This window comes from Mesorhizobium oxytropidicola (genome assembly GCF_056174625.1).
Window position 1 is genome coordinate 6861516 of record NZ_CM149692.1, and the last position, 26605, is coordinate 6888120.

General features: G+C 62.2%; 16 protein-coding genes, 1 tRNA gene and 4 pseudogenes. 7 read left to right on the forward strand and 14 right to left on the reverse strand.

What is annotated here, in order from left to right:
• Positions 1-13: 13 nt before the first annotated feature.
• From AC0V8S_RS34155 to AC0V8S_RS34170, 4 genes and pseudogenes are all read right to left on the reverse strand, one after another.
• Positions 14-1620: pseudogene (locus AC0V8S_RS34155) on the reverse strand (MBL fold metallo-hydrolase).
• A 9-nt stretch (positions 1621-1629) separates the two neighbouring features.
• Positions 1630-2142: a universal stress protein gene (locus AC0V8S_RS34160; protein ID WP_010914151.1), complete on the reverse strand. Its 513-nt coding sequence runs from the start codon at positions 2140-2142 to the stop codon at positions 1630-1632.
• Positions 2143-2432: 290 nt separating this feature from the next.
• Positions 2433-2509, reverse strand: a tRNA-His gene (locus AC0V8S_RS34165).
• A gap of 349 nt (positions 2510-2858) precedes the next feature.
• Positions 2859-3317, reverse strand: a complete 459-nt coding sequence (locus AC0V8S_RS34170) for a phasin (RefSeq protein ID WP_095198187.1) — start codon at positions 3315-3317, stop codon at positions 2859-2861.
• A 250-nt stretch (positions 3318-3567) separates the two neighbouring features.
• Here AC0V8S_RS34170 and AC0V8S_RS34175 point away from each other — a divergent pair, with 250 nt between their 5' ends.
• Complete coding sequence (locus AC0V8S_RS34175; protein WP_475436029.1) at positions 3568-7641, forward strand: PAS domain S-box protein; 4074 nt, start codon at positions 3568-3570, stop codon at positions 7639-7641.
• Between the two features lie 247 nt (positions 7642-7888).
• On the opposite strand, the gene AC0V8S_RS34180 is transcribed toward AC0V8S_RS34175, so the two are convergent.
• Positions 7889-9847 (reverse strand): acetoacetate--CoA ligase, encoded by a 1959-nt coding sequence (locus tag AC0V8S_RS34180; protein WP_183456430.1) that lies wholly within the window; start codon positions 9845-9847, stop codon positions 7889-7891.
• Between the two features lie 198 nt (positions 9848-10045).
• Here AC0V8S_RS34180 and AC0V8S_RS34185 point away from each other — a divergent pair, with 198 nt between their 5' ends.
• Positions 10046-11899, forward strand: coding sequence for an AsmA family protein (locus tag AC0V8S_RS34185; protein WP_183456427.1), 1854 nt, complete (start codon positions 10046-10048; stop codon positions 11897-11899).
• Positions 11900-11933: 34 nt separating this feature from the next.
• Here the strand turns inward: AC0V8S_RS34185 and AC0V8S_RS34190 are convergent, their stop codons facing one another.
• The 8 genes and pseudogenes from AC0V8S_RS34190 to AC0V8S_RS34225 form a co-directional block, all read right to left on the reverse strand.
• Positions 11934-12752: an ABC transporter permease gene (locus tag AC0V8S_RS34190; RefSeq protein WP_183456425.1), complete on the reverse strand. Its 819-nt coding sequence runs from the start codon at positions 12750-12752 to the stop codon at positions 11934-11936.
• Entirely contained in the window at positions 12749-13717 is a 969-nt protein-coding gene (locus AC0V8S_RS34195; protein ID WP_475436032.1) for an ABC transporter permease subunit, read from the reverse strand. Before AC0V8S_RS34195 ends, AC0V8S_RS34190 begins: the two co-directional genes overlap by 4 nt.
• Before the next feature lie 8 nt (positions 13718-13725).
• Positions 13726-14868, reverse strand: coding sequence for an ABC transporter ATP-binding protein (locus AC0V8S_RS34200; RefSeq protein ID WP_095198194.1), 1143 nt, complete (start codon positions 14866-14868; stop codon positions 13726-13728).
• Positions 14869-14942: 74 nt separating this feature from the next.
• Positions 14943-16039, reverse strand: a pseudogene (locus tag AC0V8S_RS34205) (polyamine ABC transporter substrate-binding protein).
• 344 nt (positions 16040-16383) lie between these two features.
• Entirely contained in the window at positions 16384-17337 is a 954-nt protein-coding gene (locus AC0V8S_RS34210) for a DMT family transporter (RefSeq protein ID WP_475436033.1), read from the reverse strand.
• 173 nt (positions 17338-17510) lie between these two features.
• A complete protein-coding gene (locus tag AC0V8S_RS34215) occupies positions 17511-18053 on the reverse strand; it encodes a DUF2167 domain-containing protein (RefSeq protein ID WP_475436035.1) in 543 nt (180 codons plus the stop codon).
• The gene (locus AC0V8S_RS34220; protein WP_475436036.1) at positions 17974-18411 is read right to left on the reverse strand and encodes a DUF2167 domain-containing protein; all 438 of its coding nucleotides are present in this window, start codon (positions 18409-18411) and stop codon (positions 17974-17976) included. Before AC0V8S_RS34220 ends, AC0V8S_RS34215 begins: the two co-directional genes overlap by 80 nt.
• A gap of 149 nt (positions 18412-18560) precedes the next feature.
• Entirely contained in the window at positions 18561-20009 is a 1449-nt protein-coding gene (locus AC0V8S_RS34225) for a helix-turn-helix domain-containing protein (protein WP_475436038.1), read from the reverse strand.
• A 238-nt stretch (positions 20010-20247) separates the two neighbouring features.
• On the opposite strand from AC0V8S_RS34225, the pseudogene aceA reads away from it, so the two are divergent.
• The 3 genes and pseudogenes from aceA to AC0V8S_RS34240 all read left to right on the forward strand — a co-directional run bounded on the left by aceA (position 20248) and on the right by AC0V8S_RS34240 (position 22522).
• Positions 20248-21538 (forward strand): annotated as a pseudogene (gene aceA, locus AC0V8S_RS34230) (isocitrate lyase).
• A 58-nt stretch (positions 21539-21596) separates the two neighbouring features.
• Positions 21597-21839, forward strand: coding sequence for an SMc00767 family acetate metabolism repressor (locus AC0V8S_RS34235; protein ID WP_006202762.1), 243 nt, complete (start codon positions 21597-21599; stop codon positions 21837-21839).
• A 239-nt stretch (positions 21840-22078) separates the two neighbouring features.
• Entirely contained in the window at positions 22079-22522 is a 444-nt protein-coding gene (locus tag AC0V8S_RS34240; protein ID WP_475436043.1) for a response regulator, read from the forward strand.
• Positions 22523-22570: 48 nt separating this feature from the next.
• Here AC0V8S_RS34240 and AC0V8S_RS34245 read toward each other — a convergent pair.
• Positions 22571-23283, reverse strand: a pseudogene (locus AC0V8S_RS34245) (HAD family hydrolase).
• Positions 23284-23426: 143 nt separating this feature from the next.
• Here AC0V8S_RS34245 and AC0V8S_RS34250 point away from each other — a divergent pair.
• Positions 23427-24863 carry a glutamine synthetase family protein gene (locus tag AC0V8S_RS34250; protein ID WP_183456410.1) on the forward strand — a complete coding sequence of 479 codons (1437 nt, stop codon included), beginning with the start codon at positions 23427-23429 and terminating at the stop codon, positions 24861-24863.
• A 116-nt stretch (positions 24864-24979) separates the two neighbouring features.
• The gene (locus AC0V8S_RS34255) at positions 24980-26266 is read left to right on the forward strand and encodes an NAD(P)/FAD-dependent oxidoreductase (protein ID WP_475436045.1); all 1287 of its coding nucleotides are present in this window, start codon (positions 24980-24982) and stop codon (positions 26264-26266) included.
• Positions 26267-26605: the final 339 nt, after the last annotated feature.

Genomic DNA, 26605 nt, shown 5'->3' on the forward strand with positions numbered 1-26605 from the left:
CGCTTCGCGGCCTCTATGCATCCTTGTCCTCAAGTGCCCTGCGCATGCGCCTGATCACCGCTGCGCGACCTCGTTCATCGGCTGCGGCGCTGACCGCCTCGTTTACGTCCATGAGAAGTCTTGAAAGGTCGTTGCGCCAGTCGAGGCGGGCGATCTTTTCCGGCCTCAGACGGCGGGGCTCGTTGACCTCGACCGGCAAACAACGACCGGGGGTCAATTGGAAAGCATCGTCTAGCCTCGGGATGATGACCTTGTCGTCGGGTATCAGTCCTGCAAGCCTTCCACGCAGGCCGCTGAGTCCAGCCTCCTCTCCATGCGTCAGGAACACCTGCTGCTTCACCGGAGTTCGGGCCTTGACCCATGCGACCAGTTCGCCCGCGTCTGCATGCCCGGAATAGAGGTCGAACAGGCTGATACGTGCCTTGACCTCAACCTCTTCGCCCTGGATGCGCACGCGCTGCGCGCCGTCGAGCAGGATCCTGCCGAGAGAGCCCTGGGCCTGATATCCGGCCATCATGACCGTGGCGTTCCGGCGCCAGAGATTGGCCTTGAGGTGATGGCGGATCCGCCCGCGTCGCACATCCCGCTGGCGGCGATCACCACGAAGAAGCCGCTCAGGCGATTGATCGCCTTGCTTTGCTCAACCGTCTCGGTGAAGCGTAGCTCCCGTGAGTTGAGGGCCTGGCGCAGCACGTCTCCCTGTTCGATGTCGTTGGCATGCCGCTCGAAAATAGCGCTGGCCCGCGTCGCCAGTGGCGAGTCAACGAAGACCGGAGCTGTCAGCACCTCCCCCGCTTGCATGAGCAAATACAGGTCGACCAGCAGTTCTTGCGTCCTTTCGACTGCGAAGGACGGAATGATGAGGGGGCCGCCGGCCTCGGCGGCGCGACGCACAATGTCGCCGAGCTGGGATCGCCGCTGTTCGGGCGAGACGTCTGGCCGCTCGCGGTCGCCATAGGTCGATTCGCAGATGAGGTAGTCGACCCCGGCCGGACCTTCCGGGTCGGTCTGCAGCAACTTGTGTCCAGGCCCTATATCGCCTGAAAACAGAATGCGCATCGGTCTCTTCTGATGATCCAGATCGATCTCGAGTTCGACTGAGGCGGAGCCGAGCAGGTGACCGGCGTTCCAGAAGCGGGTTCGAAGGCCTTCGGCGACGGTTGTCCATTCGCCGTATTCCACGGCCCGGAACAAGGTCATGCAGGCCGCCGCGTCTGAAAGACTGTAGATCGGCTCGACAGGCGGCCGCCCGCGCTGTGCGTTGCGGCGGTTCAATTGCTCCACTTCCATTTCCTGGATATGCGCCGCGTCGGGCAGCATCACCGAGCAGAGATCGATGGTGGCGCGGGTCGTATGGATGGGGCCGGAAAAGCCCTGCTTGACCAGCTTCGCCAACAGCCCGCTATGGTCGATATGCGCATGCGTCAGGATGACAGCGTCAATCGCCTCCGACGGGAACGGAAATTGGCCATAATTCAGTTCCCGTTCCGACTTTGATCCCTGGAACAGGCCGCAGTCGATAAGAATGCGCGAATGCGGCGTCTCGATCTCATAGCATGAGCCGGTAACGCCATGGGCTGCGCCGTGGAAACGCAGAACAGGATCAGTGTCGCCTTTCATCTCGACGACCTAGTGAGACAGGAGGACGGGCAGGCGCAGATCCGTGAGAATGTCTTCCGTGGCACCGCCAAGAACGAAGTCCCTGACGCGGGAATGGCCATATCCGCCCATGACGAGCAGGTTGCCGCCAATCTTGAGATCATGCTCCTGAAGCGCTGTTCCGATCGACCGATCCCTTGCCTGAACCGATGCGGCTTCGGCCATCAGACCGCGCGTCCTCAGGCCCAGCGCAAGGCGTTCGTCGATTTGCTTGACGATGGCAACCGCGTTTGCCGCAATTTTCGAGGAGTTCGCGTCTGGATAGGCCGCCACGGAGAGGGATGCTATCATTTTCATTAGATTAGCCACCGTTGTGGAACGGCCAGCCGCCGCGCCTTTGCAACATCTTGTAGTCGCAGCAGATGAGGCGAGTTTTGACTCAGCGCAAATGCGATCTACAAAATGCCTGGGCACAAACCGGACGCAGTTCATCCTGGGGTCGACGGGATGTGACGGCTGGATCGGCACCTCGTCTTCAAGCATTTTGAGCCTGCTGCCGAAAATAGAAGCGGCCTAATTGCACGTCTTTGCCGCCGATTACCGCACGCGTCGTTGCACGGCCTTTCGAAGCCGGGAGGGCTGAGCTACGTGTGACGAGTGCCGTCAACGAAAGGAGAAAATTGACGAACAGGCCCAAAGCCGTTTCGCTCAGAACCCCCAAATTTGTCCGCCAAGTAGCACAATACGTAACACAAATGAGTGGAATGAAGCGAAATTGTTGGCCTGTAACTTGAAATTATACAGCAAAATCAATTATTTATCGACTGTATTTATGGTACCGTTGGCTGGGATCGAACCAGCGACCTCCGGATCCACAATCCGGCGCTCTAACCAGCTGAGCTACAACGGCACACTTGCCTGAGCGGCATCGAAGCGGAAAACCACTCGAGCGCTCTGTCGTTCGGCGATGCGTCCATACGGGCTTATGGATTTTAATTCAAGGCTTTTGCGAAGCAAAGGCCACTTCCTCACATCTCGCCGTATCGGGCGGGTTTCACCGGGCAAAGAAAAAGGCCGGCGGGAGGAGGTGCCGGCCTTTTCCTGTTACGAGCCAGCGGGAGGAGGTGCTGGCTGGTCACCCCGGGGAGCAGAGGGAGGAGGTTCCACTCGCCGGGTATTCCTTGATGGCTACCATCATACGCCTGATCGTTTTTAAGAAAATGCGACCTTTTGTTGCATCTTCAGATCATGCGCAAATGTTAGGCAGCCTTGATGTCCTTCACGGCCTTCTCGAAGGCGGTCTTGATCGGCTTGGAGACGTCTTCGGCCGCCTTGGAGGCAACAGCCTGGAAGTCCTTGGCCTGCTCGACGGTCAACTCGATACGCTTGCGCAGGAAGGAGGTCTGCAGTTCGACGACTTCCGACAGCGACTTGGCGCCGATCAGAGCTTCGAGATGCGAGAAGCCGGCTTCGGCATTGGCGCGCAGCGCCGCGATGGTCTTGAGCGACAGGTCGCTGGAAACAGTCTTGGCGGTCTCATAGGTCGACTCCAGAGCCTTCTGGGTCTCCTCGGCGCCGGTCTTCAGCTTGGCATAGGCCTCTTTCGACTGCTCAACGCCCTTTTCGGCGAAAGCGCGGATCTGGTCGGTGGCCTTGGAAGCGTCGAAGCTCGGGAATTCAACGTTTTCGATCGTGTCGGCGGTCTTGGTCCTGGACATTTTCCATCCTTTTCAGCGGCAGCGGCTTTGACAGAAAGCCGTCTCGTTCAGTTATGATGGCAATATAAAGGCAAATTTTGTGCATTGCAATATCTTTGTTGCAGTGCACCATAAATTTCTTTCTGGCCGTTAACCAAAAGCCCAGAAACCAGCCTTTGCACGTTCTGGCTTGTGGACCTTCGCGCCGCCGGCTTTTATTAACAAAGCGTTAACTGCAAATTTCGCCGCTCCGTGAGGGTTCGCCAAGCGCATGCCGTCCGAATATTCCTTCCTCGACGTCGCCGTGCTCGACGCGGTTCGCCAGCGTTTTGCCGCCGGCGACGCGATCGCGATCCTGTCGGTGGACCTGGAGCAGGTGATCTGGGCCAATGGGCCGGGTGCCGCCGTATTCGGCTATCCCGATATAGAATCGATCATCGGCGCCTCGGCACAGCTGCCGCTGATTGCCCGCCGCCAGATCATGGCGACCAGCGGCTTTCCCGAGATCGGCAGCGATCGTGGCATCACCGTCAGGTTGGCGACCGGCATGACCAGCCGCACCATCGGCTTCCAGGCAAGTGCCGTGACCCTGCCCGACGGTGAGAAGGCGATCATGCTGGCGGTGCCTGCAGCCCAGACAGGCTCGCGCAGTGCCGCCGAGATCGCCAGCCGGGCGATCAGCGGCTTCACCGAAGACGGCCATTTCATCGCCTTCATCGATGCCGGGGGCAATGTCGAGGCCGCGTCGGACGGCTTTTCGAAGCTCGGCATCCAGCCAGCAACGCTGGCCGCCCTGGTGGCCGATGTCGCTGCCGAGGACGAGCGCATCGTCAAGCGCCTGGTTCCGGGCGGCAACACCTCCTACCCCGCCGGCCTCGCCCGGCTGACGCCGGAGCGGCATCTCCTGGTGGTGATCGACGAGAATCAGCTTGAGGACAACGCTTCTGCTGCAGAAGCCTCGGCAGACACCCTCCCCGCAGCAACGGAAAGCCCCGCTAACGAGATTGGCGGGGAAAAAACAGCGGTAGAGAACGCCGCCGCAGAATCCAAGCCTCACCAGGACAATCAGCCGACGGCGGATGTTTCGCAGGCAGAAGCGATCGAGCCACTTGCTGCTGCCGAGGTCGAGCAGGAGCCGGTCTCTTCCGAGCCCGCGGCCGAAAATATGCCGGAACAGGCAGCGCAGGAGGTTGCGGAGCCGACCGGGCCGACACCGGTTGCCGCCGACAACGATCAGCCGGTAGCGGGTGGCACGCCCGCGCAGCACGATCATTGGTATTTCCATGCCGGCGAGGATGACGCGGGACCCGCGCCTGCCGCACCGGAGCCGAAAAACGAGGTCGAAGCGATCGGCGGCGAGGCTTCCAGCGCGAAGCAGGACGAGGCCGCCCCGCCGGCTGCGCCGGTCGCAAGCCCAGCCGCCCGGACAATAGACCGCTCGGCGGCGCCGCTGCGCTTTGTCTGGCGCACCGATGCCGAGGGCAAGTTCAGCGCGCTGTCGCCAGAATTCGCCGACATCGTCGGCAAGCCGGCCGCCGACGTGATCGGCCGGCGCTTCAGGGATGTCGCGGCGGCCTTCGGCCTTGACGCGTCCGGCGAGATCGCCGGCCTGTTGGAGCGGCGCGACACCTGGTCCGGCCGCTCCGTGCTGTGGCCTGTCGTCGGCACCGACCTGAAAATCCCCGTCGACCTCGCGGCTTTGCCGGTCTATGGCCGCAGCCGCGCCTTTGAAGGTTTTCGCGGCTTCGGCGTTGCGCGGACCGGCGACGCGGTCGTCGATCCGGAAGCGATCGGCATGGCCCTGGTGCCCAATGGCGAGGCCCCGGCAACGCCGGAACCGGAAGCCGCCGAACCTCCCGCTGAAGAGCCGAAAGCCGAGGAACCAAACGCGGCGGACCCGTTCAAGGGCGAGGTGCCGGCGCTGACCATCGTGCCGAAACCGGAGCGACGCTTTGCCGACAAGGTCATCCGGCTGGCCGAACACCGGCAGCCGGCCAACGACAAGGGACTGTCGACGCTGGAACGCAGCGCCTTCCGAGAGATCGGCGAGCGGCTGAAGAAAGACAGTGCGTCGACCGAGCCGCCGGAGGCCGAGAAGCCCAGCGCCGAAGGCCCGTCGGAACCACAGACCAAGGCACCGGCTGCGCCTGTGGCGGAAACAGCAGCGCAAGTCCCGGTTGCGAAGACAGAGGCTTCGATCGAGCCCATCGGCGAGGTTGCATCGACGCCGGACGCTGTCCCGGATCAGGAGCCGGCAGAAGCCGGCGAAATCCCGGCCACGGAACCAGGGAACGACGCGGTACTGGTCGAGCCATCCGAGACCGATGCCGAGGACGAGGCGGACCTCGCACGGCTCGACGGCGCCCATCCGGACGACGTGGTTTCAGAGGAACAAGCCGACACGCCGGCCGGTGCGACAGGATCGCTGCTCAGCTACGCCGACCGCGCCGATGAACCCAGCCCAGTCGCGGACAATGACGGGCTCCCGGTTTCAGGCCCCGTAGCGGCAGAATCGGAAAGTGCCGAGCCCACCGCGATTGATGATGAACCGGCAGTTGCGGACGCCGGACATGTCGCGGCCGACGATGATGACAGCATGACGTCGGCCGATTTCCGCGATGCCGAAGACAATGAGGATTGGAACGACGGCGCGGAAGATGCCGGGGTTGATGATCAGACCCCAGAGCATGTTGCGCCATCGACCGTCTCCGACGGGCAAGCCATTCCGTCAGGCGCTGAGACTGTCAGTGCACGCGACGCAGCCGAGATCCAGCGCCCACGCCTGCAGGTGCCACCGCTCAAGACCGAAGGGGTCGTGCCGTCGGCGTTTTCCGTCGGCGACGAAAGCAAAGCTCCGGACACCTTGCTGCTCGGCAAGCTGCCGGTGCCGCTGCTCATCCATTCGGGCGACCAGCTGCACTATGCCAATGAAGAGTTCCTGAATCTGACCGGCTACGCCGCCCTCGAGGACCTCGAGGATGCCGGCGGCCTGGGCGCGCTGTTTGCCGACCCCTACGCCGATGATGGCGCCTCCGACGGCAGCGACCGGGCGCTGCGGCTGAGGACGCACGGCGGACAGGAATTCCCGATCGACGCCATCCTGCGCTCCGTTCCCTGGCGCGAGGGCAAGGCACTGATGCTGGTGGTGCGCCGTTCCGGCGAGGATGACGCGCCTGCGGCCCTGCACGCGGTCGGCGAGGAGCCGACGCAGCCCGACATTTCCGAGCTCAAGGCGCGTATCGCCGAGATGCGCACCATCATCGATACCGCCACCGACGGCGTCGTGCTGATCGGCAGCGACGGGACCATCCGCTCGATCAGCCGCCCGGCCGAGGCGCTGTTCGGTTTCGACAGCGACGAGGTGACCGGCAAGCCATTCGCCTCGCTGTTTGCCATCGAAAGCCAACGCGCGGCGCGCGACTATCTCACCGGGCTGTCCGAACCCGGCGTGGCGAGCGTTATGAACGACGGCCGTGAGGTGATCGGGCGCGAGGCGCAGGGGCGCTTCATCCCGCTGTTCATGACCATCGGCCGGCTGCCCAATGACAGCGGTTTCTGTGCCGTCGTGCGCGACATCACGCAGTGGAAGCGGGCCGAAGAAGATCTCACCCAGGCACGCGCGGTGGCCGAACGGGCGTCCTCGCAGAAGACCGATTTCCTGGCTCGCATCAGCCACGAGATCCGCACGCCGCTCAACGCCATCATCGGTTTCTCCGAACTGATGGTCGACGAGAAGTTCGGACCGGTCGCCAATGACCGCTACCGCGACTATCTGCGCGACATCAACCGCTCGGGCAACCATGTGCTCGACCTGGTCAATGACCTGCTCGACATCTCGAAGATCGAGGCCGGCCAGCAGGAAATGGCCTACGAGGCGGTGTCGCTCAACGACACGCTGGCCGAGACGGTGGCGATGATGCAGCCGCAGGCCAACCGCGAACGCGTCATCATCCGCTCCAGCTTCGCCTCGCGGCTGCCGGAGGTGGTGGCCGATCTGCGCTCCGTGCGCCAGATCGCGCTCAACATCCTGTCCAACGCCATCCGCTACACCCAGGCCGGCGGCCAGGTGATCGTCTCGACCGCCTATGAAACTTCGGGCGATGTCGTCATGCGCGTGCGCGACACCGGCATCGGCATGAGCCAGGCCGAGATCGAGCAGGCGCTGAAGCCGTTCAAGCAGATCAACGCGCTGAAGCGCGGGCGTGGCGACGGCACCGGCCTTGGCCTGCCGCTGACCAAGGCGATGGTGGAGGCAAACCGCGCCCGCTTCACCATCAATTCGACGCCCGGCGAAGGCACGCTGGTGGAGGTCGCTTTTCCCTCGACCCGGGTGCTCGCGGAATAGCAAGCCCAAAAGAAAAGGCGCCCTAGAGGACGCCTTAAGAGATGGGATTGCTGTCACAACGGGGGCTTGAGCGAATTCAGATCCTCCGGGGGCTGAGGAACGGGATTTCTCCCTCAAGTTACATGCGACTATCGGGGTCGGGCCTTAACAAGTCCTTACCGGGTCGTCGAAAAATTTACGAATGTGTACCACTCGTGAAATCTAGGTAAATTCGAGCGACATATTTGGTTAACCATGCCGGTCGGGCTCACTCGGCAAGCTGCGGCAGGTTCCGGAACAGCTCCAGCGCTTCCGGGTTGGCGAGCGCTTCCTTGTTCTTGATGGCGCGGCCATGCACGACATCGCGCACGGCGAGCTCGGTGATCTTGCCCGATTTGGTGCGCGGAATATCCGACACGGCGACGATCCGGGCCGGGACATGGCGCGGGCTGGCGCCGCTGCGGATCTTGGCGCGGATGCGTTTTTCCAGGTCCTCGTCGAGTTGGACGCCGGAGGCCAGCCGCACGAACAGCACGACACGCACGTCATTGTCGAAATCCTGGCCAATGCACAGCGCTTCCAGGATTTCCGGCATCTGTTCGACCTGGTTGTAGATCTCCGCCGTGCCGATGCGCACGCCGCCCGGGTTGAGCGTGGCGTCGGAGCGGCCATGGATGATCATGCCGCCATGCGCGGTCCATTCGGCGAAATCGCCATGGCACCAGACATTGTCGAAACGCTCGAAATAGGCGGCCTGGTATTTCTTGCCATCCGGATCGTTCCAGAAGCCGATCGGCATGGACGGAAACGCCTTGGTGCAGACCAGTTCGCCCTTCTCCTCCCTGACCGACTTGCCATCGTCGTCCCAGACGTCGACGGCGAGGCCAAGGCCGGGTCCCTGGATCTCGCCGGTCCACACTGGCTGCGTCGGCACGCCGAGCACGAAACAGGAGACGATGTCGGTGCCACCGGAAACCGAGGCGAGATGCACGTCCTTCTTGATGCCGTCATAGACGAAGCGGAAATCCTCAGGCGACAGCGGCGAGCCGGTGGAGGAAATCGCACGCACGGTCGACAGATCATGGCTGTGGATCGGCTTGAGGCCGGCCTTGCGCACGGAATCGATGAACTTGGCCGAGGTGCCGAAAAAGGTCATCTTCTCGGCATCGGCGAAGTCGAACAGCACATTGCCGCTGGGGTAGAAGGGCGAACCGTCATAAAGCAGCAGCGTCGCCCCGGAGGCGAGGCCCGACACCAGCCAGTTCCACATCATCCAGCCACAGGTGGTGAAATAGAAGAAGCGGTCGCCGTCGATCAGCCCGGCATGCAGCCGGTGTTCCTTGACATGCTGGACCAGCGTGCCGCCGGCCGAATGGACGATGCATTTGGGAATGCCGGTGGTTCCTGATGAAAACAGGATGTAGAGCGGATGCGAAAACGGCAGCCGCTCGAAGCTGACGGGCTTGACGGCGAAGGACGACAGCGCCTCTTCCATCGCCACCGCCTTGTCGATGGTTGCGGCCACGTCGGCCGAGGTGCCGAGATAATCGACGAGCAGGACCTTGCGGACGCTGCCGAGCTTGGCCGCGACCGCCGCGACCTTGTCAGCGACCTCGATCGCCTTGCCATTGTACCAATAGCCGTCGGGCGCGATGAAGATGACAGGTTCGATCTGGCCGAACCGGTCGAGCACCCCCTGCTCGCCGAAATCGGGGGAGCAGGATGACCACACCGCGCCGATCGAGGCAGCCGCCAGCATGGCGGCGACGGTTTCGGGCATGTTGGGCATCATCGCGGCAATGCGGTCGCCCTTCTTGACCTTGAGCGACAGGAACAGCTGCTGCAGGCGCGAGACCAGCCCCTGCAGCTGGTTCCAGGACAGCCGCCGTTCGACCTTGTCCTCGCCGCGAAAGACGATCGCTTCGCCGGCGCCGGTCTTCTTCAACAAGTTCTCGGCGAAATTCAGCGTCGCGTCGGGGAAGAACGAGGCACCCGGCATTTTGTCGCCATCGGCGAGCATATGCTTGCCCTTTTCGCCGACAATGCCGGAAAAGTCCCAGACCAGGCTCCAGAACGCTTCGCGATCCTCGACCGACCAGCGATGCAACTCGGCGTAGGAAGCGAAGGAAGTGCCGGCTTTCGCCTCCGCCGCCTTCATGAAAGCTGTCAATGGCGAAGCGTCGATCCGGTCTTGCGTTGGGGTCCAGAGCGGTACTTCGGCAGCCATGATCGATCCTCCTCGGTCGTCATCGCTTATGCATATCGCAGCGCAGCAGAGCAAGATTTTGTTGGGCCGATACCCTCAGGTGTGCGCAAATGCCATCGCCGGGCCATAAAGACTTGAAATGCCTCAGTCCTAAGTCGTAGTGACGACTGGGGTTATATCTGTCGGGCGATTTATCGGAACGGAAGCATATAGGGCGAGATGCCATCATCCTTGATCCGCCGCGGAGTATGGGCGATCGGCGCTGCCGTGATCGTCATCGCTCTGGTGGTCGCCACCCTGCCGCTGATCGCCTCGACGCGTATCGTGCGCGACCGCATCGCCTGGGAAATGAGCGCCTGGAGCGGATTCCGGGTCGCCATCGAAGGCTCGCCGCGCATCGAGGTCTGGCCGAAATTCCGGGCAATCCTGACCGACGTGACGCTGTCCAAGTGGACGGACACCGATGCGCCGCCGGTCGTCGAAGCCGAACGGGTGGAGATCGACCTCTCGGCCATGGCGGCCTTGCAGGGCGACGTGGCGTTTTCCACGGCACGGCTGGTGCGGCCGACGATCCGCGTCCAGCGCACGGCGGATGGCCTGTTCCTGCCCACGGCACCGACCGGAGGCCGCATCGCGCGCTCCATCGACACGGCGCGCGGCGTGGTCAATGCCGACCCTGCCAAGCCCGATCTCGACAAGCTGCCGGCCGATGCCTTCGGTACAGTTGAGTTCAGGGACGGCCGCATGGTGGCTTCCGTCGACGGCAAGGACGTGGAAATCCTGAGCAGCCTCAGCGGCCAGGCGACCTGGGCGGCGATGAACAGCAATGCGACATTGTCGGCAACCGGGATCTGGCGTGGCGAAAGCGTCGCCCTCGACGCTGCCTCACCGAAGCCGCTGGTGCTGTTTGCCGGCGGCGTGGCGCCGCTCACTCTGTCCTTCAAGGCCGCGCCCGCCACTTTCTCCTTCGACGGCACGGCCAGCATGTCCGAGAACGCCTATTTCGACGGCCAGGTGAAGTTCGCGGCACCTTCGCTGCGCCGCGTGCTGGAATGGTCGCAGGCCGGCATCGCGCCAAGTGCTGCGATCGGCTCCGTCAGCATTTCGAGCAAGGTCACGGCATCGGCCGGACGCATCAAATTCGAGAACACCGCGCTGGCGCTGGACAACAATCCGGGCATGGGCGCGCTGGACCTGTCACTTGGCGACGCCCAGCCGGTGATCTCGGGCACGCTCGCCTTCGACACGCTCGACCTCAGGTCCTTCCTGTCCGCCTTCACGCCGCTTGGGCCGGCGAGCGGGACTGGACCAGGTGACGTCGAGGGAAATTTCGCCGACCGGGTCAACCTCGATCTCAGGCTGTCGGCGGCACATGCCACGGCCGGCGCCATACAGCTCGCCGATGTCGCCGCCACCGCCCAGGTCAAGGACGGTCTTTCCGTCTTCGATATCTCCGACGCTTCGGCCTTTGGCGGCAACATCCAGACCAGCCTGCGTTTCGACCGCAAGCCCGAGGGCACCCAGGTCGAGATCCGGCTGCTTGCGTCCGACGTCGACGGCGGTGCGTTCGGCACGGCGGCCGGCATGACCCGGCTGGTGCCGGTCGGCACGGGCACCGTTTCGGTTATCCTCAAGGGACCGGGCAGGACCTGGGATTCGATCTTTGAAAATGCCGACGGCTCGGTCTCGGCGACCTTCGGCCCGGGCGCTCTCAGCAAGTTCAACCTGGCGGCCTTTCTCAAGCATAGCGAACAGGGCGGCTTCTTCGCGCTCGACGATGTCTCGGACGGCACGCTGCCGATCGACGGCGCCGAAGTGAAGGCGACCATTTCGCGAGGCGTGGCGAGGCTGGACAAGGCCGAAGCCAATTCGGCGAAATACAAGATCTGGCTTTCCGGCATCGCCTCCTATGCGGGGCGTGGGCTGGCGCTGTCCGGCGGCGTTATCCAGCCGGACCAGGCGGCGGCGCAGAAGACCGGCCAGCAAGGGCCCAACCAGTCGTCCTTCTTCGTCGGCGGAACCTGGAGCACGCCGTTCATTTCCCCGATAAGCCGCGGCGTTTCGGGCGAATAGAATCCTGCTCTCCTTCAGTTGAGCGCGATCCTGTTCACCCGCGTTGCGCCGCCTGTTCGTCGAGCTGGCGCTGCACCTCACGCCGCTTGTTGGCGATCGAGGCGATGATGACGCCGACCGCGACGACGGCGATCAGGATGGTGCAGGCGGCGTTGATCTCCGGCGTTACGCCGAGGCGGACCTGGCTGTAAATCTTCATCGGCAGCGTCGTGGCGCCCGGCCCCGAGGTAAAGCTGGCGATGACCAGATCGTCGAGCGACAGGGTAAAGGCCAGCATCCAGCCGGAGACGATCGCCGGCAAGATGACCGGCAGCGTTATCTGGAAGAAGGTCCTGGCCGGCGTTGCGCCGAGATCCATCGCCGCCTCCTCCAGCGACCGGTCGAAGGAAACCAGGCGCGACTGCACGACGACCGCCACGAAGCACATTGTCAGCGTGATGTGGGCGAGCGTCACCGTGAAGAAGCCGCGGTCGAGACCTACGGCAACGAAGAGCAGCAGCAGCGACAGGCCGGTGATGACTTCCGGCATGACGAGCGGCGCGAAGACCATGCCGGAAAACAGCACCCTGCCCCGGAAGCGCGTGTAGCGCGTCAGGGTGAGTGCCGCCAGCGTGCCGAGCACGGTCGCCACCGTCGCCGAAATGACGCCGACACGCGCCGTGACCCAGGTGGCGTCCATCAGGCCCTGATTGTGGAACAGCGACACATACCATTTGGTCGAGAAGCCGCCCCAAACGGTGACGAGCTTGGATTCGTTGAAGGAGAAGACGATGAGCAGCACGATCGGCAGGTACAGGAAGGCAAAGCCCAGCACGATCGAGGTGACGTTGAAGCGGCTCCAGGTGGCGTTCATTTGCCCTGCTCCTGGGCACGCGCCTGTGCCTGCTGGAAAAGCATGATCGGCACGGTGAGCAACAGCAGCAGGATGACGGCGACGGCCGACGACACCGGCCAGTCACGGTTGGCGAAGAACTCGTTCCACAACGTCTTGCCGATCATCAGCGTGGACGAGCCGCCGAGCAGATCGGGGATGACGAACTCGCCGACGGCCGGGATGAACACCAGCAGGCAGCCGGCAATGACGCCCGGCAGCGACAGCGGGAAGGTGATCTTCCAGAAGGCTGATGTCGGCGGGCAGCCGAGATCCTTGGCCGCCTCGATCAGCGAGTAATCCATCTTTTCCAGCGACGAATAGAGCGGCAGCACCATGAACGGCAGATAGGAATAGACGATGCCGATGAAGATCGCCGTATAGGTGTTGAGGATGACCAGCGGCTGGTTGATGATGTGCAGCGACAGGAGCAGCTGGTTGAGCAGGCCCTCGGGCTTGAGGATGCCGATCCAAGCATAGACGCGGATCAGGAACGACGTCCAGAACGGCAGGATGACCAGCATCAGCAAGGTCGGACGGATGGTGGCCGGCGCACGTGACATGCCATAGGCGATGGGGTAGCCGACGATCAGTGTCAGGACGGTCGAGATCGCGGCGATGATGACGCTTGTCACATAGGCCTTGAAGTAGAGCGCGTCCTGCGTCAGCCAGACATAATTGTCGAAGTTGAGGTTGCGGAAGCCGGCGAAGAAGCCGGAGACGCCGTCACTGAAATCGAGCACCGGCGTGTAGGGCGGCATGGCGATCGCCGTCTGCGACAGTGAAATCTTGAAGACGATGACGAAGGGAATGAGGAAGAAGAACAGCAGCCAGAGGTAGGGGACGATGATGACGAGCCGGTTGACGAAGCTGGCACCCAAGCGGGTCAGGAACGGCTTTGCGGCAGTCGATGGCGCGGCGGCATCGGTGACGGCGATGTTGGACATATCAGCCCCTACCGTGCCAGCACGACGCCAGCGTCGGGTCGGAAGGACACCCAGGCGCGGTCGTTCCAGGTCAGCGGATCCTCGGTCACGCGCGCCGCGTTGAGCGCGCTTGCCCTGATGATCTGCCCGTCGTCGAGCCTGATGTGGTAGACGGTCATGTCGCCGAGATAGGCAACGTCATAGACCTCGCCTTCCAGCGCGTTGACGGCATCGGCGGGCTTCTTCGACGAGACCTTGATCTTCTCCGGCCTGATGGCGAAGACGATATCGGCATTGGCCGCGGCGGCCGCGCCGCCATTCTCGACGACGATCTGGGCTCCGCTCGCTCCAGTGATGCGGGTGGTGTTGGCCGACCGCTCGGCGACCTTGCCCTCGAACATGTTCACATTGCCGACGAAATGCGCGACGAAGCGCGAGGCCGGGGCTTCATAGACTTCCGCCGGCGTCGCAACCTGCATGACCTCGCCCTTGTCCATGATGGCGATGCGATCAGCCATGGTCATCGCTTCTTCCTGGTCGTGGGTAACGACGACGAAGGTCAGCCCGAGTTCCTGCTGCAAATCCATCAATTCGAACTGGGTTTCCTCGCGCAGCTTCTTGTCGAGCGCGCCGAGCGGCTCATCGAGCAGCAGCACCTTCGGCCGCTTGGCGACCGAACGGGCGAGCGCGACGCGCTGGCGCTGGCCGCCGGAGAGCTGGTGCGGCTTGCGCTTGGCGAATTGCTCGAGCTTGACCAGCTTCAGCATCTCGGCGACGCGCTTTTCGATATCGGGCTTGGGCATGCCTTCCTGCTTGAGGCCGAAGGCGATGTTATTCTCCACCGTCATATGCGGGAACAGCGCATAGGACTGGAACATCATGTTGACCGGCCGGCGATAAGGCGGGATGCCGCGCAAATCCTGGCCATCGAGCAGGATGCGGCCGGCTGTCGGTTCCTCGAACCCGGCAAGCATCCTGAGCAACGTCGACTTTCCGCAACCCGAGGCGCCGAGCAGGGCGAAGAATTCGCGCTCGAAGATGGTCAGCGACAGATTGTTGACGGCGGTGAAGTCACCGAACTTCTTGGTGACGTTGTCGAACTGGATGTATGGCTTGGCGTTCGGGTCGTTCCATGGCGCGAAATCCCTGCGGATGCTGCCAAGCGATTTCATATCCCCACTCCGTGCTTATTGATTCCTCAAAAAACGCGACCCCGGCAGTTATCTGTCGGGGTCGCTTCAAATGCTTATTGGCCGGTGACGATCTTGGTCCAGGTGCGCGTGATGACGCGCTGGGTCTTGGGATCGTAAGGAGAGACCGTGTAGAGCTTCTGCAACGTCGCGTCGTCCGGATAGACGGCCGGGTCGCTCAGCAGTGCCTTGTCGACGAACTGCTGCGATGCCTTGTTGCCGTTGGCGTAGAGCACGGCGTTCGACGATTTGGCGATCACTTCCGGCGTCATCATGTAGTTGAGGATTCATGCGCTTCGGCGACATGCGGCGCATCGGCCGGGATCGCCATCTGATCGAACCACATCTGGGCGCCTTCCTTCGGCACGGAATAGCCTATCTCCACGCCTTGCTTGGCGTCCTGGGCGCGGTTGCGCGCCTGGAAGACGTCACCCGACCAGCCAACCGCCAGGCAGATGTCGCCATTGGCGAGCGCATTGATGTATTCGGATGAGTGGAATTTCCGGATGAAGGGGCGGACTTTCATCAGCGCTTCCTCGGCCTTGGCGATGTCGTCAGGCGAGGTGCTGTTCGGGTCGAGGCCGACATATTTCAGCGCCGCCGGAATGATGTCGGCCGGCGAATCCAGCACATAGACGCCGCAGTCCTTCAGCTTGGCGAGACTCTCGGGATTGAAGAACACGTCCCAGCTATCGATCTTGTCGGTGCCGAGTGCTGCCTGCACCTTCTTGATGTTGTAGCCGATGCCGACTGTGCCCCACATGTAATTGATCGAATACTCATTGCCCGGGTCGTATTTGGCGGTCCTTTGCGAAACCGTGTCCCACATGTTGGAGAGGTTCGGCAGTTTCGACTTGTCGAGCTTCTGGAACACGCCGGCCTGGATCTGGCGGGCAAGGAAATTGCCGCTCGGCACGACGACGTCATAGCCGCTGCCGCCGGCGAGCAGCTTGGTTTCGAGGATCTCGTTGGAATCAAACGTGTCGTAGACGACCTTGATGCCGGTTTTCTTGGTGAAATCTTCGACGATCGTCGGGTCGATATAATCGGACCAGTTGAAGACATTGACGACGCGGTCCTCGGCGTGCCCGGCAGGCGTGAACAATGTCAGAAATACCGAGGTTGCCGAAAGCCAGAGCGCTTTGCGGATCATGCTATTCTCCTTTGGTGAGTGTTCCATCGCCGGCTCGTCGCGGCAGGCGCGCGGCCGGGCATTTGTTTCAGACTATTGAGCTTTCCAGGGGACAACAAGCGCCGATTGGCGCGGCGGTCGCGCCTGCACAATTGTCCCGGACTGGGCAATTGTCCCGGTCTGGAGGGAATCACGGTGCCGTCAGAAGCTTTCGCCGCCGCGCGGACAGAAATACAGAAATATGAAGCGGTCTCGATCGGGCCGCCGGGGAGACTTGGCAAGATACGCCTGTCTTGTTGTTGCCGTGCTCCCAGCCTGCCCGGGCGGCAGCAACATTGTCAATGGCAAAGCTTCAGCGGCCTGCATCAATTCGGCGACGGCACCCCGGTGACCCCTGCCCTTTGCGGCCGCGCCTGGCGCTTGAACTCGAGCCCGATATGGACGAGCAGCGCCGTGACCACCACCGCGCCGCCGATGATGGTGCGCCCGGACGGCACCTCGGAATGGATGAGCCAGACCCATACTGGCCCAAGGATCGGCTCGAATGTGCCGAGCAGCGCCGCGATGGCGGCAGGGATCAGCCGCGCGCCGGTGGCGAAGAAAGCGAGACCGATGCCGAGATTGACCACGCCGAAGGCGAAGAGAAAGCCCATGTCGGCGGCCGAGACAGTGAAGGTCGACGCCTGCGAGGCGGCAAAGCCCGCGGCCAGGATCGTGCCGAGGCAGGTCGCCGGCGTCATCCTGACGCTGGCGAACCGCCTTGTGATGACGGTGGCGATCGAGAACATCAAGGCGATAAGCAGCGCCAGCCCGTCGCCTATGGGTGAGACGGCGCCATCGAGCGATTCCGACACCATGATGGCGACGCCGGCAATGACGGCGGCGATCGCCGCCCAGGTCACGGCACCAACCCGTTCGCGAAACAATGCCCAGGCCAACAACGCCGCCAGAAGCGGCACGCCGGCCTGCATCAAAAGGATGTTGGCGACGGTGGTGTAGGCGAGCGCCACGACGAAGGCGGTCGATGCGATGGTGAAGCAGAGCCCGACGGCAAGGCCAGGCAGGCCCATGTCGCGAAACGATCTCAGCATGCCGCGCCAGCCGTCACGCCAGGCCATGAAGGAGAGCAGGAAGGCAGCGGCCCAGACGGAGCGCCAGAAGATAACCGTCCAACTATCACCGACGGTGATGAAGCGGGCGATGGTGCCGCCGAAACTCCACATCAGCGCCGACAGGAAGACCAGAAGCATGCCGACACGTTCCTCGCGCGGCGAGGAAGTCGATGCAACAAGACCTGGTGATGATGCTGCGTTTGTCATGGGCGCGACTGTCGAGCTTTTGTGGACGGGACGATGCGCAAGGGACGACAAAAATCTGCTCTGTTCGCGTAACGCAAAGATTTGAGCCGCGGGTGATCCAGCGCGGCGTTCCGCTTGGCGCACTGGCGACGGCATGTCGTCGCGTCTGCGGTCGTTGGCACCCAGAGAGAGCCTTACGAAGTGGTCCTTTTCCCACGGATGAAGCGCCAGAGCCCTGCCAGAGGGACCAGCAGGATCAAGCCGAATTTCTTCAGCGCGATAAGCGCCACAGCAATGAGCCCTGCCTTCGCCGCCAATTTTCCTGCAATGAGGCCGCCAATGCCGACTGCCGCAACTGTGTCGGTGCTTGGTATAAAGTCACTGTACTTCTTGCCTGCAGTGAAGTCGGCGATGCCTAGGACCCCATCCAGACTCTGCTTTATCTCCGGCAGCTGCTCGACCGTTGCTATATAGCTCATCACAAAAACGCCCTCCCTGCCCAGGAAGCGGACGTCATAGTTGAGCGTATGGGTGGCATCGTTGCCAAATTTCAATTCTTTGGCCCAGTGCAAGCGCTTGTTGACTGCGTCGTAGACTGGCGGTGATGCCCAACCGATCAAGGTGATAGGCGGATAGCCGTCCTTTACCCTTTGGTCATTACCCGACAACGTGTCCGACTGCATGCTTTTTGAGGAGCTCGTCATAATCGATGGACGCGGCGTCGCCATCATCGACATAGCCTATCTTCTCCCATCGCAACTCTATCCCCCAATTACCCTCAGCGAGAGGATCGTACTTGGCCGGAAAGATCATGCCGACAGCGTCGGAAGCGGAATTGGGCGGATTGCCCCAAGCTTCGGTCAAGACCGAGACCGTATCTTTCTTGTCCAGAAAATAAAACTTGTCGCCAAGGTTCAGGTGCACACCCTCGGCAAGGTCAACCGCGCCGATCTTAGGATCGATCTTGTCCAGGAAAGCCTTTCCGGCTTCATTGTACCCTTGATAGGACTTGAAGAAATCCGAGGGTTTTTCTGCCAAAGCAGGCCACGTGGCAAGCGCGAGACCCAAACCGAGCCAAAGACTTGTCCTGCTCATCAATCCCCCCGATCGTTGCACAGCTTGCCGTTTTGATATCCTACCGGCAATGCTCAATCAATATTGCGATCTGCAATGTCCGAGGGGATAGCTTGTTGCGCTAGACAGGGAAAGGGACCATTTTGTCTAGCTGACAAACCGTCACAACTTCACTGGAAGTCGAAAGCGCTCAGGCCTGTCACCATCTCGTCGAGGCCGAGTGGACGCGTCACCGGCGGTTCGGCACGTGCCAGGCAGCCGACACGCTCGCAAAGCCGGCAGGCGGGTCCGACCGGCGTAGCTGTCAGAGCGCCCGGTCCAGCCTTACCGCCAACTGCAGCGCCGGGCAGAGCCGCGCCGTAGACGACGTCGTCGCGGAAGCCGATGTCGCAACCGAGCAGCAGCGCGGTACGGCGCGGACGCTCCGAGAAGGCGCCCTGCGGCCCTTCCAGCGTGCGGGCGATGCACAGGAACTCGGCGCCGTCGGGCATTTCCACCGCCTCGACGAAAACCTGGCCGGGTTGAGAGAAGGCGGCATGCACGGGCAGCTTGGGGCAGCCGCCGCCAAAGCGGCTGTGCGGAAAGCCCTGACTGCCGGCCCTGCGAAAGCGGTTCCCCGCATTGTCGACCTCCAGCATGAAGAAGGGCACGCCGAGTGCGCCCTGCCGCTGCAGCATGGTCAGCCGGTTCGCCGCCTGCTCGAAGGAGACGCCGAAGCGCGAACGCAGGACATCGATGTCGTAGCGGGCGCGGACGGCGGCCGCATGAAACGCCTGGTAAGGCATCATCAGCGCATGCGCGGCATAGCGGCCGAGCTCGAAGCGGGCGAGACGGCGGGCCTCGTCGGTGCTCAGCTTGAGCGCCTGGATCTGACCGGCGACGGCGACCGTTATGCGGATCAGACAGGCCTCCATCGCCACCTCGCGCAACTGGTCGAACGGCGACAGCCGCTCTGACAGGAACAGGCGCTGCGAATGGCGATCGTAGCGGCGGCGCCAGTTCGGCATGGTGGCGACCGGCAGCACCTTGACGACGATGCCGTATTCGCGCTTCAGCCAGGCCTTCAAGGCACCGAACAGATCGTCGCCGGGATCGAGCACCGCGGTGAACGCCTCGGCTTCCTCCTCGAGTGCCGTAAAATGGTTCGGCCGCCGCTCGAAAGTCTCGTGCACCTCGTCGATCGGCAGCCGGGCACCGGAAAGCGCCGTGGCGCGGCCCTCACGCGCCAGAAGCTCGTTGAGGTCGGAAAGCCGCTCGGCCTGCTCGCGATAGGCGCGAAACGATTTTATCACCGCGGCCGACGCATTGGGCGCCGCCTCGGCGAGCTCGATCAGTTCCTGGTCTCCCGGCAATTCGCCGACCAGCAGTGGATCGGTGAACACCTCCTTCAAGGCCGCGACCGACCCCCTCGCCTCGCCCTGCAGCTCATGCGGGTCGACCTTGTAGACCGAGGCCAGCTTGAGGATCAGCTGCACCGTCAGCGGCCGCTGGTTGCGCTCGATCAGGTTGAGATAGGACGGCGAGATGCCGAGCCCCTCGGCCATCGCCGTCTGGGTCAGGCCCTTGGCGTTGCGGATGCGGCGGATGCGCGGCCCGGCGAAAATCTTCTGCTCAGCCATCGACTGCCCTTGACAGGAATTTACATGGCATTGGCGTCAAATCCGTTGCTGTTGATTTTTACAATCATGACAAATTTACAACAGCCCTCTGTCAAACACAACACAGGTTTTCCCTTATCTCTGGCCATATCTTCTGATTTTTCTGGCTGAATTTGCGCCGAAATGTAAATTCAGTCACATCCCAATGCGCCGGAAGACGGGCGCACGGACAGAGTGCAGCAATCCTTCGGAGTGACTCATGACTGATTTTTACAATCTCGTTCCCTCGGCACCGGAAGGCCGCTTTGACGGCATCGAACGTCCCTATTCTCCGGAGGATGTGAAGCGGCTGCGCGGCTCGGTGCAGATCCGTCAGAGCCTGGCCGAGATGGGTGCCAACCGGCTGTGGAAGCTCATCCACGAGGAGGATTTCGTCAACGCGCTGGGCGCCATGTCCGGCAACCAGGCGATGCAGCAGGTGCGCGCCGGGTTGAAGGCGATCTATTTGTCGGGCTGGCAGGTCGCGGCGGACGCCAACACCGCTGGGGCGATGTATCCCGACCAGTCGCTTTATCCGGCCAATGCCGCGCCCGAGCTGGTCAAGCGCATCAACCGGACGCTGCAGCGCGCCGACCAGATCGAGACCTCCGAGGGCAACGGGCTTTCGGTCGAGACCTGGTTCGCGCCGATCGTCGCCGACGCCGAAGCCGGCTTCGGCGGACCGCTTAACGCCTTCGAGATCATGAAGGCGTTCATCGAGGCAGGTGCCGCCGGCGTCCACTACGAGGACCAGCTGGCGTCGGAAAAGAAGTGCGGCCATCTCGGCGGCAAAGTACTGATCCCGACCGCCGCGCACATCCGCAACCTCAACGCCGCGCGCCTGGCAGCGGATGTGATGGGCACGCCGACGCTGGTCGTGGCACGCACCGATGCCGAAGCCGCGAAGCTTCTGACATCCGACATCGACGAGCGCGACCAGCCCTTCGTCGACTACGATGCCGGCCGCACGGTGGAAGGCTTCTACCAGGTCAGGAACGGCATCGAGCCCTGCATCGCACGGGCCATTGCCTATGCGCCCTACGCCGATCTGATCTGGTGCGAGACCTCGAAGCCCGACCTGGCGCAGGCCAAGAAGTTCGCCGAGGGTGTGCGCAGGCATCATCCGGGCAAGCTGCTCGCCTATAATTGCTCGCCCTCGTTCAACTGGAAGAGAGAATCTCGACGACGCGACGATCGCCAAGTTCCAGAGGGAACTCGGCGCGATGGGCTACAAGTTCCAGTTCATCACGCTCGCCGGCTTCCACCAGCTCAACTACGGCATGTTCGAACTGGCGCGTGGCTACAAGGCACGGCAGATGGCAGCCTATTCCGAGTTGCAGGAAGCCGAGTTCGCGGCGGAGGCCAATGGCTACACCGCGACCAAGCACCAGCGCGAGGTCGGCACCGGCTATTTCGACGCCGTGTCGATGGCAATCACCGGCGGCAAGTCGTCGACCACCGCCATGCATGAATCGACCGAACACGCACAGTTCAAGCCGGCCGCCGAATAGCGGATCAGAAAACATCGAGGAAACGCCCAAAAAGGGCTTCAGACACAGGAGAAGACCAATGGCATCGATAAGCCGCGTCAAGGAACGGGCAGAAGAACAATCGACCACGATGAGTGTCGACCAGCAGGCGACGATCCGCATGCTCGCCAACGATTTGCACAGGCTGAACCAGTCAGTGATGAAGGCGGTCGAGGCGGGCGTCTCGGTGGAACTGGTGCGCTCGGCCAGGCACCATGGCGGCGACGGCAATTGGGGCGATCTGCTGATCCCGGTGATCGTCACCCAGCAGAGTCATGGCTGACCAGGAATCGTTGCAACCGACCCTTCACCTGCGCAGTGTATGCGCAGGTGAATTTTATTTTTATGCGGCCGATGCGTGGACAGGGCAGTACAGTACTGTTGCTTGACTCCACTGTCGCAGGAGGTGTTTCGGAAGCCTTTTATTTCAACTTGACATGGGTGCCATCTCACGCCAATTGTCGGCCAGATTCAACTCTGCATTGAAATAGGGGCGAGCTTCTTGGCCGACTTGGGTGCCCAGTGAGTAGCGAGGGCGAGACCGCAAAACATCCGAATCTGGCGACCCAGGATTCAAGCGCAGAGACGATCCACAGTCCCTCGCAAGTGCTTGTTGTCGGGAAATCGCCGATCAATCGCGTTGTTGTATCGAAGATTGTCGAGCGATCCGGGCTCAGGCCAATCTCGGAATCGCCCGATATGGCGGCGAAGACCTTGCGAACGCTGGTGCCAGGCGTGATTGTGCTGGACGGCGGCGCAGACAACAAGGACTGCGACAATCTGATGTCCGGCATCGAAACGCTGCGGCGGGCTTCGGGCAAATCGCTTCCGCCCGTCATCCTGCTTTCAACCAAGACCGGCACGCCGGAGAGCCTGGGCCTGTCGAGCATCATCGACGCCGTCGTCGCCAAGCCGATCACGCCCGAGCGGCTGCAACCGGTGATCGATCGCCTGATCAGCCGCTAACGGGTTTTCCATCCGCAAATGCTCGGAATAGAAAACTGAAAGCTGCAATCAAGCTGGGTTTTTGATGCTTTCGACCAATTCGGGCAATTGCCCGAGGTCGGCAATCTGGCGGAACCGCGGCTCGGCGACCGGCGCCTCGACATGCTCGAGCACCCAGGTCAGCTCATGCGGCACATGGACACCCCAGCCCCCTGCCTCGATGGCCGGCACCACGTCCGATTTCAGCGAATTGCCGACCATCATGCTCTTTGCCGGACCGTCGCCGTGGCGGCTGAAGAGGCGGGAATAGGTCGCGGCATTCTTGTCGCTGACGATCTCGACCGCGTCGAACAGGTCGCCGAGGCCTGAGCCAGCCAGCTTGCGCTCCTGGTCAAGAGATCGCCCTTGGTGATCAGCACAAGGCGATATGCGCCGGCAAGTGTCTCCACCGTCTCACGCACATGCGGCAAGACCTCGATCGGGTGGCTCAGCATCTCGCGGCCGGCGTCGAGAATCTGCGCTATGACCGAAGCCGGCACACGCCCGTCGGTGACCTCGATCGCCGTCTCGATCATCGACAGGGTAAATCCCTTGATGCCGAAACCATAGATGGCAAGGTTGCGCCGTTCGGCTTCGAGCAGTCGCGCCGAAATCTGCTGCTCCTCGCCATGATCGGCAAGCATGGCGGCGAAGCGCTTCTCCGTCATGCGGAAGAACTGTTCGTTCTGCCAAAGTGTGTCGTCGGCGTCGAAGCCGATGGTCGTCAGTTCGTTGTTTCGCATCGATGCCTTCCAGGTTGCGAGCCGCCCGAACCTAAGCCGGCCGGCGCGATTTTCAACCGGAACGAGGAATGCCGGCAGCGGCTCCCCTTCCCTTCCACAGGGGGGCACGGCTATACTCCGAAATCCGCAACCCAATCTGGTGAATGATGCCGCCTGCAAAAAAGGAAGTCCGTCCGTCGAGCCGCGGAGGACGGGCGCGCACGCCTGCCTTCGTGAAAAACCTGCGTGGTGTGAAGAACTGGAAGGAAGTCAGCGAATGGCTGGAATGGCGCGGCATCGAGGACATCGAATGCATCACGCCTGATCAGGCCGGCGTGGCGCGCGGCAAGATGATGCCGTCGAAGAAATTCACCTCCAACACCTCGCTGGCGCTGCCTTCGGCCGTCTTCATGACCACGATTTCCGGCGGCTACCCCGAAGACGGCAACGGTTTCCACTATCCGGAAGACGACGGCGATCTCAAGCTGATGCCGGACCTGTCGACTCTGACGGTGGTGCCCTGGGAAGAAGACCCGACGGCCGCCGTCATCTGCGACCTCGTCCACCAGGATGGCCGCTCCGTCGAATTCACCCCGCGCAACGTGTTGAAGCGCGTGCTTGCAGCCTATGACAAGCTCGGACTGAAGCCGGTGGTGGCACCCGAGATCGAATTCTACCTGGTGCGCAAGAATCCCGATCCGGACTATCCGCTGACCCCGCCCGTCGGCCGTTCGGGGCGCGCAATCGGCGGCGGCGCCGGCTATTCGATCGCCGGCGTCAACGAGTTCGACGAGCTCATCGACGACATCTACCATTTCTCCGAAAGCCAGGGCCTGGAGATCGACACGCTCATCCACGAGGAGGGCGCCGGTCAGCTCGAGATCAATCTGCGCCACGGCGACCCGATCGAGCTTGCCGATCAGGTCTTCATGTTCAAGCGCACCATCCGCGAAGCGGCGCTGAAGCATGAGATCTACGCGACCTTCATGGCCAAGCCGATCCAGGGCCAGCCAGGTTCGGCTATGCATATCCATCAGTCGATCATCGACAAGAAGACCGGCAAGAACATCTTCTCAGCCGAGGACGGCTCGGAAACCGAGGATTTCTTCCACTTTATCGGCGGCATGCAGAAGCACGTGCCGAACGCGCTGGTGATGTTCGCGCCCTATGTCAATTCCTATCGTCGGCTGACGCAGGCGGCCTCGGCCCCGGTCAACAACAAATGGGGCTATGACAACCGCACCACCGCGTTCCGCGTGCCGCGTTCGGATCCTGCGGCGCGACGTGTCGAAAACCGCATTCCGTCCTCCGATGCCAATCCCTACCTGGCGCTCGCGGCTTCGCTCGCTTGCGGGCTGATCGGCATCACAAGGAAGATCAAGGCCGAACCTCCGGTGCTGACGACCGCCAATGCACACGAGATCGACCTGCCGCGCAGCCTACTCGAAGCCGTCGACCTGTTCGAGGGCGACGAGGAACTCTGCGCGCTGCTGGGTAAGTCGTTCGCCGCCACCTATGCGGCGATCAAGCGGGCGGAATTCGAGACGTTCATGGAAGTGATCAGTCCGTGGGAGCGGGAGTACCTTCTGCTCAACGTTTGAAGAAGCGAATGGCGAATAGCGAATAGCGAATAGCGAATAGAAACAATATCGGTTCTTCCCTATTCGCTACTCGCTCTTCTACCCCTTCCGAAAACTCCCTCGAGTCTTCGCCCGTCATGCCCTACCAATCCCCCATTTCCCCCGGCCGTTCCTGGTATGAAGACACAGCCGGGCCACGACCCGAATACCCGACGCTTGACGGCGACCGGACCTGTGATGTCGTCATCATTGGCGGCGGCTTTACTGGGCTGTCTGCCGCAACACATCTGGCCAAGGCTGGAACGAATGTCGTTCTGATCGAAGCCTACCGCTTCGGTGACGGCGCTTCGGGGCGTAATGGCGGGCAGCTTGGCACCGGGCAGCGCGCCTGGGCCGAGGATCTGGAGGCGGAATACGGCCTGTCCCGCGCCAGGGCGCTGTTCGATCTCGCCGAGGAGGCCAAGGCGCATCTCATCGAATTCGCGGCCACCAACCAGATCGATATCGACTACATGCCGGGCCAGCTCTCGGTGGCGCACAAGCCGCGCTATGTCGACGACTACAAGGCGCATGCCGACATCATGGCCAGCCGTTTCTCCTATCCGCACATCTCCTTCATGGATGCGAAGGAGACGGCGGAGCGGCTTGGCTCGACCGCCTATTTCGGCGGCACGCGCGACACAGGCACCGGCCACATCCACCCGATGAAGCTGGTGATCGGCACGGCGCGGGTGGCGGCGCAGGCTGGCGCGCAGCTGTTCGAAGGGACGCCATCGACCGGCATCGTCTCCATCGGCGGCAAGGTCAGGGTTTCGACACCGAGAGGTACGATAACGGCGCAGAAATGCCTGATCGCGGTCAACGCCTATGGCGGCACGCTCGAACCGGTGAGTGCCGCGCACATCATGCCGATCGGCTCCTTCATCGGTGCGACCGTGCCCTTGGGAGTGGACACGAAAGTGCTGCCCGGCGGCGAGGCGGTTGATGATTCGCGCTTCGTCGTGCGCTATTTCCGCAAATCCAGGGATGGCCGGCTGCTGTTCGGCGGACGCGAGGTCTATGGCGTCAACGACCCGAAGGATATCCACATCCATATCCGCCGCCAGATCGTCGAGCTCTATCCGGCGTTGAAGGATATTGAGATCACCCATGGCTGGGGCGGCTATGTCGGCATCACCGTGCCGCGGAAACCGTTCGTGCGCGAAGTGATGCCCAATGTGATCTCGGCCGGCGGCTATTCCGGCCATGGCGTCATGCTGTCGAACTTCTTCGGCAAGCTCTATGCCGAGACCATTGCCGGGAATCGCGACCGGCTGAAGCTGATCGAAGACCTGAAGATTCCGCCATTTCCCGGCGGCAGGCGCTTCCGTACGCCGCTGCTTTTCCTGGCGCTGAACTGGTTCGCGCTGCGCGACAGAATCTAAAGCGCGTCGCGTTGAAACGGATTCATGCGACGCGCTTCAGATCTTTGTTTTTTGCATGTCGTTCTCCCAAAACCGAGATCACTTTTGGGCGACATGCATAGGCGGAACCGGATCGCCACGGTCCCACGCCATCACGATCTGATGTAATATTGTAATATTCATTGCCCTGGCGGCACGTTGCGGAAATGCCGGCAAAGGCGCAGAATCCCTTATAATGGCGTACTGATGCCACAATCGCGGGCGAAAGGTTCGCGCTTCTGGGCGACTATTCGGGGATTGCTGCGGGCTTGTCCGCGTTGATTTTGGGACCGATGCCGATCAGACGCCGGACTTCCGGCA

Bases quoted from the DNA above. Each gene is read 5' to 3' on its own strand.
- AC0V8S_RS34160 (WP_010914151.1), bottom strand. From the start codon at position 2,142: ATGCTTGAAGACGAGGTGCCGATCCAGCCGTCACATCCCGTCGACCCC.
- AC0V8S_RS34170 (WP_095198187.1), bottom strand. From the start codon at position 3,317: ATGTCCAGGACCAAGACCGCCGACACGATCGAAAACGTTGAATTCCCG.
- AC0V8S_RS34175 (WP_475436029.1), top strand. From the start codon at position 3,568: ATGCCGTCCGAATATTCCTTCCTCGACGTCGCCGTGCTCGACGCGGTT.
- AC0V8S_RS34180 (WP_183456430.1), bottom strand. From the start codon at position 9,847: ATGGCTGCCGAAGTACCGCTCTGGACCCCAACGCAAGACCGGATCGAC.
- AC0V8S_RS34185 (WP_183456427.1), top strand. From the start codon at position 10,046: ATGCCATCATCCTTGATCCGCCGCGGAGTATGGGCGATCGGCGCTGCC.
- AC0V8S_RS34190 (WP_183456425.1), bottom strand. From the start codon at position 12,752: ATGAACGCCACCTGGAGCCGCTTCAACGTCACCTCGATCGTGCTGGGC.
- AC0V8S_RS34195 (WP_475436032.1), bottom strand. From the start codon at position 13,717: ATGTCCAACATCGCCGTCACCGATGCCGCCGCGCCATCGACTGCCGCA.
- AC0V8S_RS34200 (WP_095198194.1), bottom strand. From the start codon at position 14,868: ATGAAATCGCTTGGCAGCATCCGCAGGGATTTCGCGCCATGGAACGAC.
- AC0V8S_RS34210 (WP_475436033.1), bottom strand. From the start codon at position 17,337: ATGACAAACGCAGCATCATCACCAGGTCTTGTTGCATCGACTTCCTCG.
- AC0V8S_RS34215 (WP_475436035.1), bottom strand. From the start codon at position 18,053: ATGTCGATGATGGCGACGCCGCGTCCATCGATTATGACGAGCTCCTCA.
- AC0V8S_RS34220 (WP_475436036.1), bottom strand. From the start codon at position 18,411: ATGAGCAGGACAAGTCTTTGGCTCGGTTTGGGTCTCGCGCTTGCCACG.
- AC0V8S_RS34225 (WP_475436038.1), bottom strand. From the start codon at position 20,009: ATGGCTGAGCAGAAGATTTTCGCCGGGCCGCGCATCCGCCGCATCCGC.
- AC0V8S_RS34235 (WP_006202762.1), top strand. From the start codon at position 21,597: ATGGCATCGATAAGCCGCGTCAAGGAACGGGCAGAAGAACAATCGACC.
- AC0V8S_RS34250 (WP_183456410.1), top strand. From the start codon at position 23,427: ATGATGCCGCCTGCAAAAAAGGAAGTCCGTCCGTCGAGCCGCGGAGGA.
- AC0V8S_RS34255 (WP_475436045.1), top strand. From the start codon at position 24,980: ATGCCCTACCAATCCCCCATTTCCCCCGGCCGTTCCTGGTATGAAGAC.